Annotated in this window: 8 protein-coding genes; 3 read left to right on the forward strand and 5 right to left on the reverse strand. The window is 59.0% G+C overall.

The annotated features are described in order from the left end of the window. The first annotated feature begins 215 nt into the window (after positions 1–215). From OQ273_RS02480 to OQ273_RS02490, 3 genes are read left to right on the forward strand one after another with little or no spacing between them, the layout of a single operon-like run. Positions 216–1,361: an FIST signal transduction protein gene (locus OQ273_RS02480; RefSeq protein ID WP_267988890.1), complete on the forward strand. Its 1,146-nt coding sequence runs from the start codon at positions 216–218 to the stop codon at positions 1,359–1,361. Between the two features lie 18 nt (positions 1,362–1,379). Beyond that, on the forward strand, positions 1,380–4,142 hold the full coding sequence (locus OQ273_RS02485; protein WP_267988891.1) for a PAS domain-containing protein: 2,763 nt from the start codon (positions 1,380–1,382) through the stop codon (positions 4,140–4,142). Position 4,143: 1 nt separating this feature from the next. Next, entirely contained in the window at positions 4,144–4,758 is a 615-nt protein-coding gene (locus OQ273_RS02490) for a response regulator transcription factor (RefSeq protein WP_267988892.1), read from the forward strand. Between the two features lie 46 nt (positions 4,759–4,804). Here OQ273_RS02490 and OQ273_RS02495 read toward each other — a convergent pair whose 3' ends face one another. The 5 genes from OQ273_RS02495 to OQ273_RS02515 form a co-directional block, all read right to left on the reverse strand. After that, a complete protein-coding gene (locus OQ273_RS02495; RefSeq protein ID WP_267988893.1) occupies positions 4,805–7,384 on the reverse strand; it encodes a calcium-binding protein in 2,580 nt (859 codons plus the stop codon). A gap of 48 nt (positions 7,385–7,432) precedes the next feature. Then, positions 7,433–8,842, reverse strand: coding sequence for a nucleotide sugar dehydrogenase (locus OQ273_RS02500; RefSeq protein ID WP_267988894.1), 1,410 nt, complete (start codon positions 8,840–8,842; stop codon positions 7,433–7,435). A gap of 270 nt (positions 8,843–9,112) precedes the next feature. Beyond that, positions 9,113–10,540, reverse strand: coding sequence for a mannose-1-phosphate guanylyltransferase/mannose-6-phosphate isomerase (locus tag OQ273_RS02505; RefSeq protein WP_267988895.1), 1,428 nt, complete (start codon positions 10,538–10,540; stop codon positions 9,113–9,115). 131 nt (positions 10,541–10,671) lie between these two features. Continuing rightward, a complete protein-coding gene (locus tag OQ273_RS02510) occupies positions 10,672–12,258 on the reverse strand; it encodes a glycosyltransferase (protein WP_267988896.1) in 1,587 nt (528 codons plus the stop codon). Beyond that, positions 12,255–13,706: an HlyD family secretion protein gene (locus tag OQ273_RS02515; protein ID WP_267988897.1), complete on the reverse strand. Its 1,452-nt coding sequence runs from the start codon at positions 13,704–13,706 to the stop codon at positions 12,255–12,257. The genes OQ273_RS02510 and OQ273_RS02515 overlap by 4 nt, the downstream gene beginning before the upstream one ends. Positions 13,707–14,903: the final 1,197 nt, after the last annotated feature.

A 14,903-nucleotide genomic window follows, 5' to 3' on the forward strand; every position in this document is an offset into this window, starting at 1 on the left:
TATCGGATGCAAGGGCCCGCGCCTTCCGGGGCGCGTCCACGTCCGCAAAGAAGCCAACACTTTGGTCTGAAAGCGCAGAAATACGCGTCTGCCCGTGCCAAATAGCGCCGAAAACGGTCTGAACTATACTTTTGGATAGGGTACTATTCCGATGCGCCTCACGCACGGGAATAAAGAGGCGCTATCTGCATTGAACAGCATTTATGGAGGCGAATTTGAAGATCACCGTGGAGAGTGCGGCAACGGCGGAAGACCTGGCCCGGCAACTCAATGCCGGTCCATATGACTTTGTGTCCGTCCATAACAATCATGAGGCAAAGCCGGCGGCATTGCAGGGCCTTAGTAATCTTCCGCGCCTGCATGGTGCCACCTCTTGCCTCGGTGCCATGACACAGGCCGGTATGGTCGAGGGGCTTTCCGCCTTTGCGATCAAGGATCCCGTAGGTGCCTATGGCACGGCGCTCGCGAGTCTGGAGGACGATCCGAGGGCCGCGGCCCGGGACGCAACCAACAGGGCGCTCATGGATGCGGACCGGATTGGCGAGCGGCCCGAGATCATCTGGGTTTCGGCAACGCCGGGCACTGAGGAGGACGTTTTGGCCGGCATAGAAGATGTCACGGGCCCCGAGGTGCCGATCATCGGCGGCAGCGCTGCTGACAACAGCGTCGCCGGAGACTGGTATGTCTTTGACCAGGCGGAAAAGTGCAGTGCGGGTGTCGTGGTGTCGGTCCTGTTCCCCTCCCAGCCCGTGTCCTTCGCCTATCAGAACGGCTATTCACCATCTCAGCATTCCGGCCTTGTCACACGTGCCACCGATCGCACAATACACGAGATCGATGGCCGGCCTGCGCTTGATGTCTATGGCGAATGGACCGGCGGCGCGATCTCAATCGACAAATCCGAAGAGAGCGTGCAGACCATTCTTTCCGAAAGCACGCTGTGGCCGCTTGGCCGCGAAATCAGCCAGGTCGGTCAGGTGCCCTTTTACCTTCTGGCGCACCCGGCCTATGCGGATCAATCCGGTGACCTGCAGCTCTTTGCAACAGTCGCCGAGGGCGAAGAACTGACGCTTATGAACGGGACCGTCGAAGGCCTCATAGAGCGCGCCGGCCGGGTGGCTGCGCTCGCCCGTGCAAGTGGACGCACGACGGACAAGCCGATTGACGGCGCCCTGATGATTTATTGCGGCGGGTGCATGCTGTCAGTGCGCGATCAAATGCCCGAGGTCGTGGCCGGGGTGAATGCGGCGCTTGGTGATGCGCCGTTCCTGGGCGCCTTTACGTTTGGAGAGCAAGGCAGCCTGCTGAGGGCTGGAAACCGCCATGGCAATCTGATGATTTCCTGTATAGTCTTTGGATAGAACAACCAGGGCGGATTTATGAAACAAGATGAGCGGTTGCGCGAGGCGCTGCTCGAACTGCAACTCCTCAGCGACAGGGAAGCCCGGACGCTGGCGGAGACACAAACACTTCTGGAGTGTCTGGAAGCCTATTCGACCGCGCCCAGCCCCGCCGCAGCGCTGGCATCGATATTCGTCTCGCTGCAGCAAAAGATCGATGCTTCGGCTTCAATGGTTGTGCATGCGAAGGCAGACGGAAAAATCTCCGTCCTGGCCAGCAACATACCCGAGCTGATCGATACCGAACTCTCCGCGCCTATCGATCTGTTTGCGCGGCCGCGCAACGTGACAAACCTCAGCATGATCGGGGTTTGGAAAGGCCGTCTGAACTTCTATAATTTTGCCGGACTGCTGGTCGTGCCTGCCCGGGACGAAACGGCACTCCTATGCTTGCGGGATAGGCCCTCGGCCTTCGGCAAAGACAGTCTCAGCCTTGTGACGAGGCTGGCGGGACTTGCCGCGCAGGCGGTCCAGAACAGCAAGATCGCGGCGGAAAACAATTTGCTTGCAGCAACGATCGCCGGTTCTTCATCGGGTTTTGCTATTTCCGATGCTGCCGCCGACGACCGGCCGCTCATCTACGTGAACGCTGCATTTGAGAAGCTGTCGGGCTACCGGGCCGAGGAGGCGCTGGGGCAAAACTGCCGGTTCCTGACTGCCGAACCTGAGGATTCGCCGGAACGAACAAGACTGCGCGAAGCCGTCAAACTGCGCACAAGCGGCAAGTTCCTTCTGCGCAACCGGCGCAAGTCGGGCGAACTGTTCTGGAATGAGCTGACCCTGTTTCCCGTGCGCGACAGCGCAGGCAAGATCAGCAATCTGGTTGCCACCCAGTCCGATGTCACCGAACGTGTGGAGGCCGCCCAGGAGCGCGACCGGGCGCGGGCCAGCATGGAGGGTGCGCTGGCCGCGACGGGCGACGCCTTCCTGGTCCTGGAAGCAAATGGGCGCGTGTCCTTCACCAATACAGCAGTCAACGACCTGTTTCCGGCGCCGAAATACAAATGGGCGATCGGGTCGGATTTCGAGGACAATTGGGCCGATTACCTTGACGAGGCGAGGAATCAGCCGGGGCGCATTACCCGCCTGTTTAAGGATGCCGACTTTGCGGTGCTGGCCGGGATGTCGGGACCGCAGGAGTTGGACCTGCCGGGTGGCCGCAGCGTCCTGCTTCGCACGGCGCGGCTTGACGACGGAGGTCTTGTGGTTTCAGCCACTGACGTAACGGCGATGAAGTCCGCCCAGCAATTGCTGGCCGAACGTCTGGCTTCCATTGAAGCGGCAACCGATGGCATTGCTGTGACCAACGATGCTGGACGCCTTACCTATCTCAACTCCGCTGCAGCCGCTCTTTTGGGTTTCGACTCGGCCTCGAACGGTTTGGGCCGCCGATGGTTTCGCCAGTATACCGACTCGGTTTCAGTGACAGCCGGTCAACCATTCGAGGCAACGCTCACGCGCGATGGAGGCGCCCAAACCCTCACCCACGAAATCACCGGTTCGCCACTTGAAAATGGTGGTGCCGTCATCGTTGTTCGCGACATCACCGACAGCCTGGAAACGGAGGCGCGCGAAGAAGAACTCATGCAGGACCTTATCCGGCTGCAGCGGCAGGAAGCAATTGCCCAGCTGACGGCAGGGGTTGCGCATGACTTCAACAACCTGCTTTCGGCGATCAATGGTTCTGCCGCGCTGATCGGCACGTCGGAAAACCTTCCGGATGATGTCCGGCCTCATCTGGAGCGCATTACGGCAGCCGGCGCGCAATCGGCCAAGCTTGTCAACCGGCTGCTTGACATCGGTGCCGGTTCCGAAGCCGGAGGCGTGTTCGATCTCTCCTCCGTTCTGGCCGATCTGACAGAGCTGGTTCGTCCGAGTCTGCCGCATAGCATCACGTTTGATGTCGTTGCGGCCCGGTCCGGCGTGGCGCTGAGGGGCGCGCCTGACGCGCTGAGTCAGGTTCTGATCAATCTGTGCATGAACGGGCGCGATGCAATTGGCGCAGAATCGGGCCAGATCGAACTCAATGCCTCGCAAGTCAAAGGAAGCGATGTGCCGCCGGTGACCGTGGGTCAGATCGACGAGAATGGCCGTTATGCCTGCCTTGCAGTACGCGACACCGGCGCCGGCATGGATGCTGAAACGGCGGATAGTATTTTCAAACCTTACTTCACCACCAAGGGGCGTATGGGCACGGGTCTGGGCCTGGCCATTGTTGCCATGCAGGTCCAGTCAGTTGGTGGGGCCATAGATGTGGCGTCTGCGCCCGGCCGCGGCACGACGGTTTCGGTTTATTGGCCGCTCGCCTCCTTGCGCCGTGATGCGGCAGACACGGCACATCAGGAATTGTTCGATCTGTCAGACATGACGGTCATCGTTGTCGACGACGATCCCGATGTCGCGCATGTCATTTCCAGATATCTTGAAGCCAATGGCGCCGAAGTGGCGACGTGCCAGGATCCGCGTGACGCCCTGACAGCGATCACCGAGGATCCGGAGAGCTGGTCGGCGTTAATCACTGATTACGACATGCCTGCTATGAATGGCGGCGAATTGGCGGCCCGTGTGCGCGATGTGGCGCCGGATTTGCCGATCATTGTCGTCACGGCGCTGGCCCGCCGGCTGACCGACCCGCGTCTGGTGAATGGTCAGGTGACCGGTATCCTTTCAAAGCCGGTGGAACTGGACCAGTTGTGCGGGACGCTTGCGGAGGCGCAGGCGCCCGCGAAAGAAGGGGCATAAGATGCGACTGTTGCTGGCCGATGATCATGATCTGGTGCTTGAGACACTCAGCGCCTTTTTGACCGCCCAGGGCGAGTTTGAGGTGGAAACCTGCGGTTCCCTCGATGCAGCCTGCGAAAAGATGGCCAATGACATCCTTTACGACCTTGTTCTGCTCGATTACTCGATGCCCGGCATGAACGGGCTCGAGGGTCTGGCGCGAGCCTTGGAGACATCGTTCGGAAAACCGGTTGCGATCATGTCCGGCACGGCAAACAAGTCCGTCGCCCAGGAAGCGATCGATGCAGGCGCCATCGGGTTCCTTCCAAAAACCATGGCGGCCAAGTCACTTGTCAACGCCGTCCGGTTCATGGCGATGGGCGAGACCTATGTTCCGCTCGACTTCATCAACGCGGAAGACGAGGTATCAGACGCGCCCCTTGCAAAGCTACTTTCCGAACGGGAGCTGCAGGTCCTGGGCGGCCTGTGCAGAGGGCTCTCCAACAAGGAGATTGCCCGCGAACTGGACCTGCAGGAAGTGACCATCAAGCTGCATGTGAAAACGCTGAGCCGCAAGCTGGAAGCCAAGAACCGCACACATGCTGCCATGATCGCAAAAGAGGCCGGGATCGTTTGATCCCGGCCTCTGATTTCAGATGCATTCCCGGTTCAACGGGCTGCTGTCAGAGCAGAACACTGTCGGCAAAAACGTCCAGTGTGTCGAACTCGTACTGGGCCTGCACATAGACGGTGGCGCCGCCCAGATCGACAAGCAGACTGCCGTCGTCGTTCTGCTGAACGTTGTTGGCGATCCATTCACCGCCATCCGCTTCAAGGCCGAGGCCGCGCAGGTCCAGTATGTCTGCGTCAGGTCCCGTGCAAACGAAGTCCGAGATGGTATCGCGTGATCCATCAAGGTCTTCAGCACGGAAGATGAAACGGTCTGATCCGCCACCACCCGAAGCGACATCCTCACCGGCGCCAAGATAAATGCGGTCTGCACCTTCTCCGCCATTGAGCACATCGTCTCCGGACCCGCCGTTCAGATAGTCCTTGCCATCTCCGCCGCGAAGGTCGTCAGCGCCGGACCCGCCCTTGATGTAGTCGGCACCGTCGCCGCCTGTCAGGCTGTCATCGCCCTTACCGCCGTCGAGTTTGTCATCGCCGGTGCCGCCGTCGAGCGCATCGTTCCCCGACCCGCCTTTCAATGCGTCATTGCCGATGCCGCCCTCAAGCGTGTCTGCTCCGGAACCGCCTTCAAGGCTGTCGTCACCGGCTCCGCCGCGCAATGTGTCATCGCCGGAACTACCGGTGAGTTGGTCTGCTCCATTGCCGCCGTCGAGCATGTCATTGCCCGATCCGCCATCAAGACTGTCATTGCCGGCCTCGCCATAGAGCATGTCGTTCTCGCGGCCGCCGGACAGCACATCTTCGCCGAGGCCACCGAACAGCGTGTCGAGCCCTGAGCCACCCGAGAGCGTGTCGTTTCCGCCACCCCCCGACAACGTATCGTGTCCGGCGGAACCATCGAGCAGGTCATCACCCTCTCCACCAAAGAGAGAGTCATCGTCTTCCGGCAGGAGGTTGCCGAATTGGTCGAAGCGCAAGCCGTCATCGTCATAAAATGACTGGATCGCCGAGTTCTTCTGCGGTCCGGCGCCTCCATAAAGAGCATCGGCACCGTCATCGCCATTGATCGTGTCGCCCAATGACGCGCCGACCAGCAGGTCCGTACCATAACCGCCGTGGATTTCGTCGTTTCCTGCACCGGCATCGATAGTGTCATCATAGCTCTTGGCGGCGTCTTCGGCCTCGTACAGTTCCGGTCCTCGAATGAGCACCATGGCAGACGGGTCGAAATTGGTGAAGGGATCCATCGCCCGCGGATCGACAGCGCCGTCATTGCTGTAGGCCTTGGGCGCATCGGATACGAGCACAAGCTGCGCTGCGCCGTCATCGGTCAACTCGACCCGGTAGATGCCGCCGGACGTGCCTGTGGCGTCGTTCATGTCGTGATCGCCGCCATTGCCGCCGGCATAGAAGTTGCCATCGCCATCAATGACGAATGCACCGAACGTAATTGCCGGAACGCCGTCGACCATGGTCCCGTCAATCTCGGTCCCGGTCACTGCCCGGGTCGAGAATTGCGGCTCGCCGCCGCCTGCCACTGCCGAGACATCGATTTGCATCAGTTTGGCTTCACCGCCCTCGGATTTCGGCTTGACCAGCCCGTAAAAGCTCTGGCTGTCGGTGTCGAAAGCTACGTCCCACACCTTGTCACCGATCATGTCGGTGGGGAATTTGAAGGTTTTCGCCAGCGGGTTTCCATCCGTATCACGCTGGTCGACATCGACCATGGTCACCCGGTCGAAATCCGCTTCAAATACCCACAGATTGCCCTTGTCGTCAAAGTCGCCCGTCCATGAGCGGTAGGGCGTTTCACCGACACGGTAGGCATTGCCCTCGGCATCGTACATGACGAGATCCGTTTTGGAGACAGCTTCGCCGCGCGCGTCGACACCGTCCTTGACCGCAATGCCGTAAATCAGGTCGTCCTGCTGGTTGAAACCGATCGCATTGACAACGACCGTCGCCTTGGCACCGGCGGGCGTGTAAGTCTCCGATTCAGGATCAAAGACATTCAACTGACCGTCCATCACCTGATAGATGTTGGCCTGGCCTTCCGCAAAGGCCTTGACCGTGACCTGTTCGCCGCCAAGCTCCACCTGCTTTTCGTACCAAAACACTGGTCCGTCGGTGTTGATCTCATATCCGGGCCCGCTGTTGCCAGGCAATGCACGGAACGTCAGTTCGCCTGGCTCCCCGGTGCCCTGGAAGTCTAGGACAGCATCCGAGAAGACAGCACTGTCGGTGTTGACCGTTCCAATGACGGTGTTGTTCCAGAGCACCTCAACCATGCCGGAGATATTGCCGGATGCATAGTTGGCTGCCACCTCGAATGACACTTCATACTGAGCGCCCTTCAAAGTGTTGACCGTCTGGGTCATCTGGCGGTTGCCGGCATCGTCTTCGCCGACGATCCAGTTGCCGCTTGCGCCATACTGGTCGAAGCTGGTTGCACCGTCAGTGTCTTTGAGCAGGTTCTCGGCAGCAAAGTCACCATAGATGGTATCGCCTGTGGCTTTGCCGTCGATTTTATCGTCACCGGCAAGACCGATGATCAGATCCGCAGATGCGGTTCCGGCGATCACGTCGTGTTGGGCAGTGCCCAGCACAGGTTTTTTCTCATCTGGCGTCAACATATCATTACTCCATGTTTTTCAGTTGGTTATGAGAAATTGCGGCAAGGGTCACCAACCGATGCCGCGATACTCCGAACAGGTCGGGAGTTTTTCAAAAGCGCGCACCACGTCGATGACAGGTGTCTTCGAATGTTCCATCGCCCGGCGTGTCAGCGTCGCATAGAACGGGTGGCGCTGTGTGACGATGATGGCGTCGGCCTGCTCGGCCACGTCAGCGGCGTCTTCGGCGAGGAAGCTGCGCAGTTCTTTGGCCAATGCGGCCAATCCGGGGCTGCCATGCTTCACATAGCCAAGCTGGCCCTCAATATTGGTCGCGGTTGTAATAGCCGGGTCGTGGGCGATGATTTCGACCCCTTCGGCGCGCAGGGCGGCAATCACTTCGAGGATCGGGCTTTCGCGCAGATCATCGGTGCCCGGTTTGAACGCGATGCCAAGAACACCGACCCGTTTGGCGCCGGTGGCGCGCACCATCTGGATTGCCTCTTCGATTTGTGCGTTGTTGGAGGTGCCGAGATTCTCGATCATCGGAACCGATACACCGGCCGATTTGGCGATATGGGCGACCGCGCGCACCTCTTTGGGCAGGCAGGAGCCGCCATAGGCGAAGCCGGGCTTGAGGTAGTAGGGTGAAAGGTTCAGCTTCTGGTCCTGGCAGAAGACATCCATCACCTCGTGGCTGTCGACACCCTGCGACTTGGCCAGACGGCCGACTTCGTTGGCAAAGCAAACCTTTGCCGCATGCCAGACATTGTCGACATATTTGACCATTTCGGCGGTTTCGATCGATGTAAGAATCGGGGCCTCATCAACCGGCGCATAGATCTGGCTCAGAGTATTGGCCGTGCGGTCGCAGGTGGCACCAATGACCGTTTTGGGTGGGGCGTAGAAGTCATCGACGGCGACACCTTCGCGCAGAAACTCCGGGTTGAATGCAACGCCGAAATCCTTGCCGAGCGTCTTGCCCGATACGGCCTCAAGGATTGGGGTCATCACTTTCATGGTGGTGCCGGGCGGAATCGAGCAGCGCATCACGAAGACATGGAACTTGGATTTTCGCGCCAGGCCGGCAGCCATGGACTTTGCTGCCGCCTCAATGAAACGGTAGTCGCAGCCGCCATCCGGCGCAGTCGGCGTGCCGACTGAAACAAAGGTGACATCCGTGTCTTCGACGGCACGGGCAAGATCGTCAGTTGCAGTAACCAGTCCGTCTTCCACTCCTTCCGTCAACAGACGCTCAAGGTCCTTTTCGTGAATCGGAGACCGGCCAGCCGCGATATCGCTGACTTTTTCAGGATCGATGTCGACACCGACCACGCGGTGTCCGAGGCTTGAGAGGCAAGCGGTCGACACCGCACCGACATATCCGAGCCCGACAACAGAAATCGCCGGTTTGGATATGACGGTGTGGAACGGGAGGGGCCGGGCACCGGCGGTGGAGAAGGGAGCAAGATTGGTCATGGCTACGTCCTTTCGAGACTGCTTTCGTCGTGATTTGACGTCAATCTAACTCACTCTTTTCATTGATGAATTTGCTGAAAAGACTAGTGGAAGGAGCAAAAGCCTGACACGCATGTCCGAAAGGATAGGCACCTGCGCAAAGGCATCGCCTCAGCACAAGAAAGGCCCGCGGAAGGCGAAACCTTCGCGCGGGCCAGGTGTGCAAGTGAACAGTGAAACAGAACCAAAGTTGAGGTCTGGCGGGAGGAACCGGTTTGCCTGGCTTTGCCGTCAGGCGGTAGCCTCCTCCACGCGGGCATAGATGTCCTCGTAGCGGGTGATATCGTCCTCACCCAGATAGGCGCCCGACTGAACTTCGATCAGTGTCAACGGCACCTTGCCCTGGTTTTCGAGACGGTGAACGGCGCCCAGAGGAATATATGTTGACTCGTTTTCTGACAGCATTGAAACGGTCTCACCGACCACCACCGTAGCGGTTCCTTCAACAACGACCCAGTGCTCGGCACGGTGCTGATGGCTCTGCAGGCTCAGTCGGCCACCCGGTTTGACCACAATGCGCTTGACCTGAAAGCGGGCACCGAGCGACAGCGTCTCATAGTGGCCCCAGGGTCGCTCGCAACGGCGGAACTCATCCGCCTGCGGTGCTTCGATCAGTTTCAGTTCGGCAACGACATCCTTTACCTGTTCACTGTCATTCATGTTGGCGACAAGGATTGCATCATCGGTTGCAATGGCGGCGATGTTTTCAAGGCCGAGCCCGACAATCCGCGTATCTGCGCGATCAGACCGCAGCATGGAGTTGGAGCAGCCGATCTGCGTGGCCGAACCTGACAGTGCATTGCCATCGCTGTCCTGATCCGAGGTGCCGTGCACCGCCCGCCAGGAGCCAAGGTCTGACCAGCCGCAATCGACCGGCACTACGTGCAAAGAGTCCGCTGCCTCCATCACCGCATAATCGACGGAAATGCTTTCGCAGCGGCTGTAGGCCTCAGCGCCCAGACGAAAGAAGCAGAGATCCTTTGCGCCCGTCGCCAATGCGGCCCGGCAAGGTATCACGAGCTGAGGCGCCAGTGTGTCAAAAGCTCTGATAATCGTGTCGACACGGAACATGAAGATCCCGGCGTTCCAAAGGTGCCGCCCGCCCTCGACGAGTTCGACGGCAACACCGCGCCCCGGTTTTTCGACAAAGGATTTGAGCGGTTGGCTTTTACCGGCACGTGGCGGCTTGCTGAGTTCAAGATACCCGTAACCCGTTTCCGGGCTGGAGGGTGTGATGCCGAATGTGACGATCTCGCCATTCTCAGCTGCCCTTACCCCGGCATCAACTGCCTCGGCAAACGCGGCACCATCGAGGACCTGGTGATCGGACGGCGCAACCAACAGGATTGTATCGGGTGTGTCCTCATGGCACAGGGCGGCGGCCAGGATGGCCGGAGCCGTGTTGCGCGCATCCGGTTCCAGAAGAATATCAGCGCCGTCAATGCCGATCTGGTCAAGTTGATCGGCAACGATGAAACGGAAATCGGTGCCGGTCACCACCATGGGCGGGGCGAACCGCTCTCCGGACAACCGAACAACGCTTTCCTGAAACAGACTGTGGTCACCGACTAGGTTGGTGAACTGCTTGGGGTAGCTTTTACGTGAGGCAGGCCACAGGCGTGTGCCGGAACCGCCGGCCAGAATAACGGGGACAATCATGGGTCAAACTCCAGTAAAGATTTAACTGCAGTCTTTCTAACGGTTTGAAATCACGTAATCTTCTGCACGGGAGTAGAGGGTGTGGCCTCATTGGGATGGACCGCTATGCGAACGGATAGCCGGCGGCCCGATCAAATCGGCGTCGGCAGGAGGCCGATATACATGGCAAGAACGGTGATAAACGTGGAAACCGAGACGACGAGTTGGGCCTTGGCAATGGCGCTCTGCAGTCTTGCCACCCAGCCCATTGCGCTACCGGCCGTCTGGTTGCCCCGGTTGGACCATTTCTGCTTGGAGAGATGGAAAATCATGAAAATCTTCACCGATGCATTGATAACCTGATTGAGGTAGAGAATGAACGGCCAGCTGAGATCGACCTCGCGGCTGTAACGGAACAGAAAAAGGCACAGAACCAGACGGCTGAACGCGACCCAGATCAGGCATGACCACAGATAGAACGGGTCTTGCAGGGCTGCCAGAATGGCAAGTGTTGGAGACACCATCATGGTCCACATGGCGATCCGCTGATCAACGACGCACCACCAGATAAACGGGTTCACCTTGCGTGGGCCAAGGGCGATCGCCCGGCTGCCGTTGCGCAGCATGTTTCCCGACCATCGCCGGAAGTTCTGGACCATGCGCTCAAGACCGTTCTCCTTGATGACCTCGATCGTGTAGACGGTCGCGTCCGGCACATAGGTCATCTTCGCACCGCAGGTGAGCATGTGATACCAGGTCGATTTGTCGTCGCCTGACAGAAAACGGAAGCGTCCCCACAGCCAGTGATCGAGATGGTCTGCTTCGATGGTGCGGATGAAGCGCTCCGAGCGCATGTGCTGCGCGCGGAAAACCGACATGCGGCCGGTCAGTGTCAGCACCTTGCCGGACAAGGCATGGCTCTGCATGGCCAAACGCCGTTGAGCAAAACGCATGTTGAGCCACGCGCCAATCCACTTCGGCCCGTAGCAGATCACTTCCTCGTCGGTTGTCAGTGCCTGAAGTTCGGGATCGGCGCCGAACATTGAAAGGGTTTTTTCCAGCACGTCATTGCCGAAAAGCGCATCACCATCCATGAAGATGACCAGGTCATCCGGATCGACACCGTTGCGGTTGATCGACCGAAGAATCATGCCGATCGCCATGCGCTTGCCGGGCTGGTTCTGCCGCAGGAAAACCAGTTCAGCCAGATCATCCGGGATGTCCTGAGCGTGGGTTTCCATGAACGAACGGATGATCAACTCGTCATAGGCCGAGCCTGTGCCGACATAGATCGTTGTGGGAATCTGCTCGCGGCGGATCTGGCCGAGAATTGACCCGATCACGCGTTTGGTGATGGCCGGTTCCTCATAGTAGGTGGTCATCTGGATATGCAGCCGACGAGGCCGCCAGCCGCTTTTCCAGACTGCTTCGGCTTCAGCCCGCATGCCGGGCCAGCGCAGGCGCCGGTAGATTTCGGCCCGGACGGCGTGGGTGAACCACCAGCCAAACCGCCATATACCGAGAGTGGCGAGAACGACCGTGATGTGCATGACACCCGGCTCGAAGAATCTGTTCGGCACAGCAAACAGCAAAAAGAAGATGATCTGGGCGAACACGAGCAGACAAAAGATCTTGCCCGCAGACCAGCGTTGGAGGCCTCGCGGCGCGGGGCCGGTCAAACCGCGCAGGCGCGCGGTCAGATCCTTGTCGAAAGCGTATTCGCTCCCGGGCATGCTCATTGGAACATGTCCAGAGCGGCATGGGCCTGTTCCAAAACCCAGTCATCGATACGGGTCAGCCGGTCGCGATGAATGGTCAGATTGACCGGCGCGTCGGCGGGAAACGTCTCACGCAGCGTGTCGGCATCCATGCCGGTCGGCGCAATGGTCACCAGCATGCCAAACGCGTTGGGCTGACCCGGATCGGGGCCGGCGACGACGTTTGAAACACGTCCTTCAGCACTCAATACCTCATCGCCGTTTGCAAAGGAGATCCCGACGCGCTGGCCAAGATGAACACGGTCCGCCACCTCGGAGCTGACCCAGCCCAGCATGGTGCGCGGCTCGTTGTGCTCAATCTGAAGGACGGCCGCATTTTCAGTCACAAACTGGTCCTTGTGCGCTGCGATCTGCAGGACAATCCCGTCGAAAAGCGCGACGACGCGCGCCTCTTCCAGACGTTTTTTGCGCAAAGCTTCGATCTCGCGCAGATTATTGAGCTCGGTTTCAAGTTCGCCGATCAGCGCATGCAGACGTTCGGCGATGACCGTGTCCGGTGCAAACGCCGGCGCGAGTTCGACATTGATGTCACGCAGCGAAAGCCACAGCTTGTGCATGTTCTCCGTGTCGCCATCGGCAAAGAATTCGGCTTGATAGCGCGCAGCAAGGGCGTGGCGCGCTGTGATAGGCAGGGCCGGCTCACCTTCAAGCCCCATCGCCACACGCAGGGCCGCCAGGGCTGTTTTGGCCTTCTGAAGTTTGCGTGCGACCGTGTCGCTCAATTGTCGGGCATTGGCGATTTCATCGTCGAGATTTGCGCTGCCGAGAACCATCAGGACATCGCCGGCGTGTACATGATCGCCTGGTGCCACACGGATTTCCCGCACGAAAGCGTCGGTCGGGGCAACGTGGGGCATTACCGGTGCAACCACACGCCCGCGATCGACGTCGATCCTGTCGAGAAGTGAAGCAACCTGGCCGCCCATCAAGCCGAACACCAAGGTGGCAAGTACGGCGTAGACGCACAGGTTCCAGGCAATGCGAAAGGCACGGGGCAAGGTCCTTGAAACAGCGACCGTCTTTTCAGCCTCCGTTTCCTCCATCGGGACAAGGTCAACCGGCGTGTCGAGGCTTGTGATGACATCCTCGGTCGAGGCCATCCGCCCCGACAGGATCGAGCGGTAGAACACGGCAAGCGTCTCGCGCTGCCGGCCTGTCAACTCTTCAAATGTCAGAAACCGGGTGCCCGGTTCAGTGCCCAGTTTGATCGGGAACCGGATATCGACGCCCTGAAACGGGATCGAGAGAGTTGCGTCCGTGGGCAGGATGTCGCTGGTGCCGGGAAACTCAAAACCCCGTAACGACCAGTTCTCGACCGTCACGGTTTCGCCCGTGGCCAGCTCAAGGCCAAGCGGCGCGCGTACCTGGAACGACAAGTCGGCCATTGGGCGTTCGTGACGGATATTCACCTGCTCCACTCCTTTCGATGTACAGGTTTGATACCGCACTTGAGAGAGTGTTTGGTTGTGGGAACGGTATAGCGGGAGTCTCAGAAGTATAGTTTGACCGCATCGTGGGCTAAAAGCGCGGCGATGCGATGCATAGGCTCCGGAGGCATACCTCTCGACAAAGCGAATGCGATCAAAAATGCTCCGCCAAAATCTTGCGTCCGCTTCTGGTATGTTTGCCAGCAGGTTTTAATGGAATTTGAGAACGGTTCGACGGACCCTCGAAGCCGGCCCAAACAGACCGGCTCAATCATGCCCGCATTATCCCTAACGCGGCTGGATTCGTGTTAACCTTTAAAGGTTAGACTTTAGCTTTCTGTACCTCACGCGCATCGAGGAAGGCCATGAAGAAGATTTATGAGCGCCCGGTCATCAAAAGGCTGGGCAGACTTGAATTGAACACAGCCGCAACAGTGACGTCCGGGGTTGGACCTACGGGATCGGTCACGAGGCCGACTATCCCCGATGACGCGGGCATTATTTTTATACATTGAATTTCCGGGACGTTTCAGCGGCGGGTCCGCCATACATGTCAGCGCCGAGTCCAGCTAACCGACGATCCGGATGCTGATGACCTGCACTTGATCTCTGCGCGTCGGCGATGCGGTTGAAGCGGCGCCAACGGGTAAACCCGCTCGGTCACTCCGGCTGACAATCGACTATTTTCCAGTTGCCGCAACGGTTGTGGGACCATTGGGCGTGCGATGGTTGTTGTAGGTCTGCCAACCGGAAACGGGCACATCTTCCAAACATGTGCCGTCGGTCGTATGACGAATATTCTCGGAGAGCCCCCCAAAGAGTCCCACCGACCGGCATTCATCGACACGCAACCCAGAGAATCCGGTTTTCTGACCTTCGACAACTGTATCGGTGTAGCCCTACACGTGCCCGCGCATATGCGGGATCCCGGCATTGACCCAAAATAACTGACGACCCAAAGCTGCGACCCGGAGAAGCCGCCGTTTTACCAATGTCCTCCGGCGAGCCTCGTGGTTCGTAAGACAGCATACAGGATGCATCTGTTTGGTCACCCCTGCGGTGTCGTGGTTCCTTCTTGTTCCCACGATTACCCGGTGACAAATCCTATTACGCGCTGCTGGTTTGTGCGATCCCGCACTATAGGCATACCCTATAGCCACAAGTAAAAATGAAGGTCTT

It is taken from the genome of Hoeflea prorocentri, assembly GCF_027944115.1.
GTDB lineage: Bacteria > Pseudomonadota > Alphaproteobacteria > Rhizobiales > Rhizobiaceae > Hoeflea_A > Hoeflea_A prorocentri.

What these genes read in the sequence shown, in the direction of transcription:
- OQ273_RS02485 (WP_267988891.1), top strand. Translation starts at nt 1,380, where the DNA reads ATGAAACAAGATGAGCGGTTGCGCGAGGCGCTGCTCGAACTGCAACTC.
- OQ273_RS02490 (WP_267988892.1), top strand. Translation starts at nt 4,144, where the DNA reads ATGCGACTGTTGCTGGCCGATGATCATGATCTGGTGCTTGAGACACTC.
- OQ273_RS02495 (WP_267988893.1), bottom strand. Translation starts at nt 7,384, where the DNA reads ATGTTGACGCCAGATGAGAAAAAACCTGTGCTGGGCACTGCCCAACAC.
- OQ273_RS02500 (WP_267988894.1), bottom strand. Translation starts at nt 8,842, where the DNA reads ATGACCAATCTTGCTCCCTTCTCCACCGCCGGTGCCCGGCCCCTCCCG.
- OQ273_RS02505 (WP_267988895.1), bottom strand. Translation starts at nt 10,540, where the DNA reads ATGATTGTCCCCGTTATTCTGGCCGGCGGTTCCGGCACACGCCTGTGG.
- OQ273_RS02510 (WP_267988896.1), bottom strand. Translation starts at nt 12,258, where the DNA reads ATGAGCATGCCCGGGAGCGAATACGCTTTCGACAAGGATCTGACCGCG.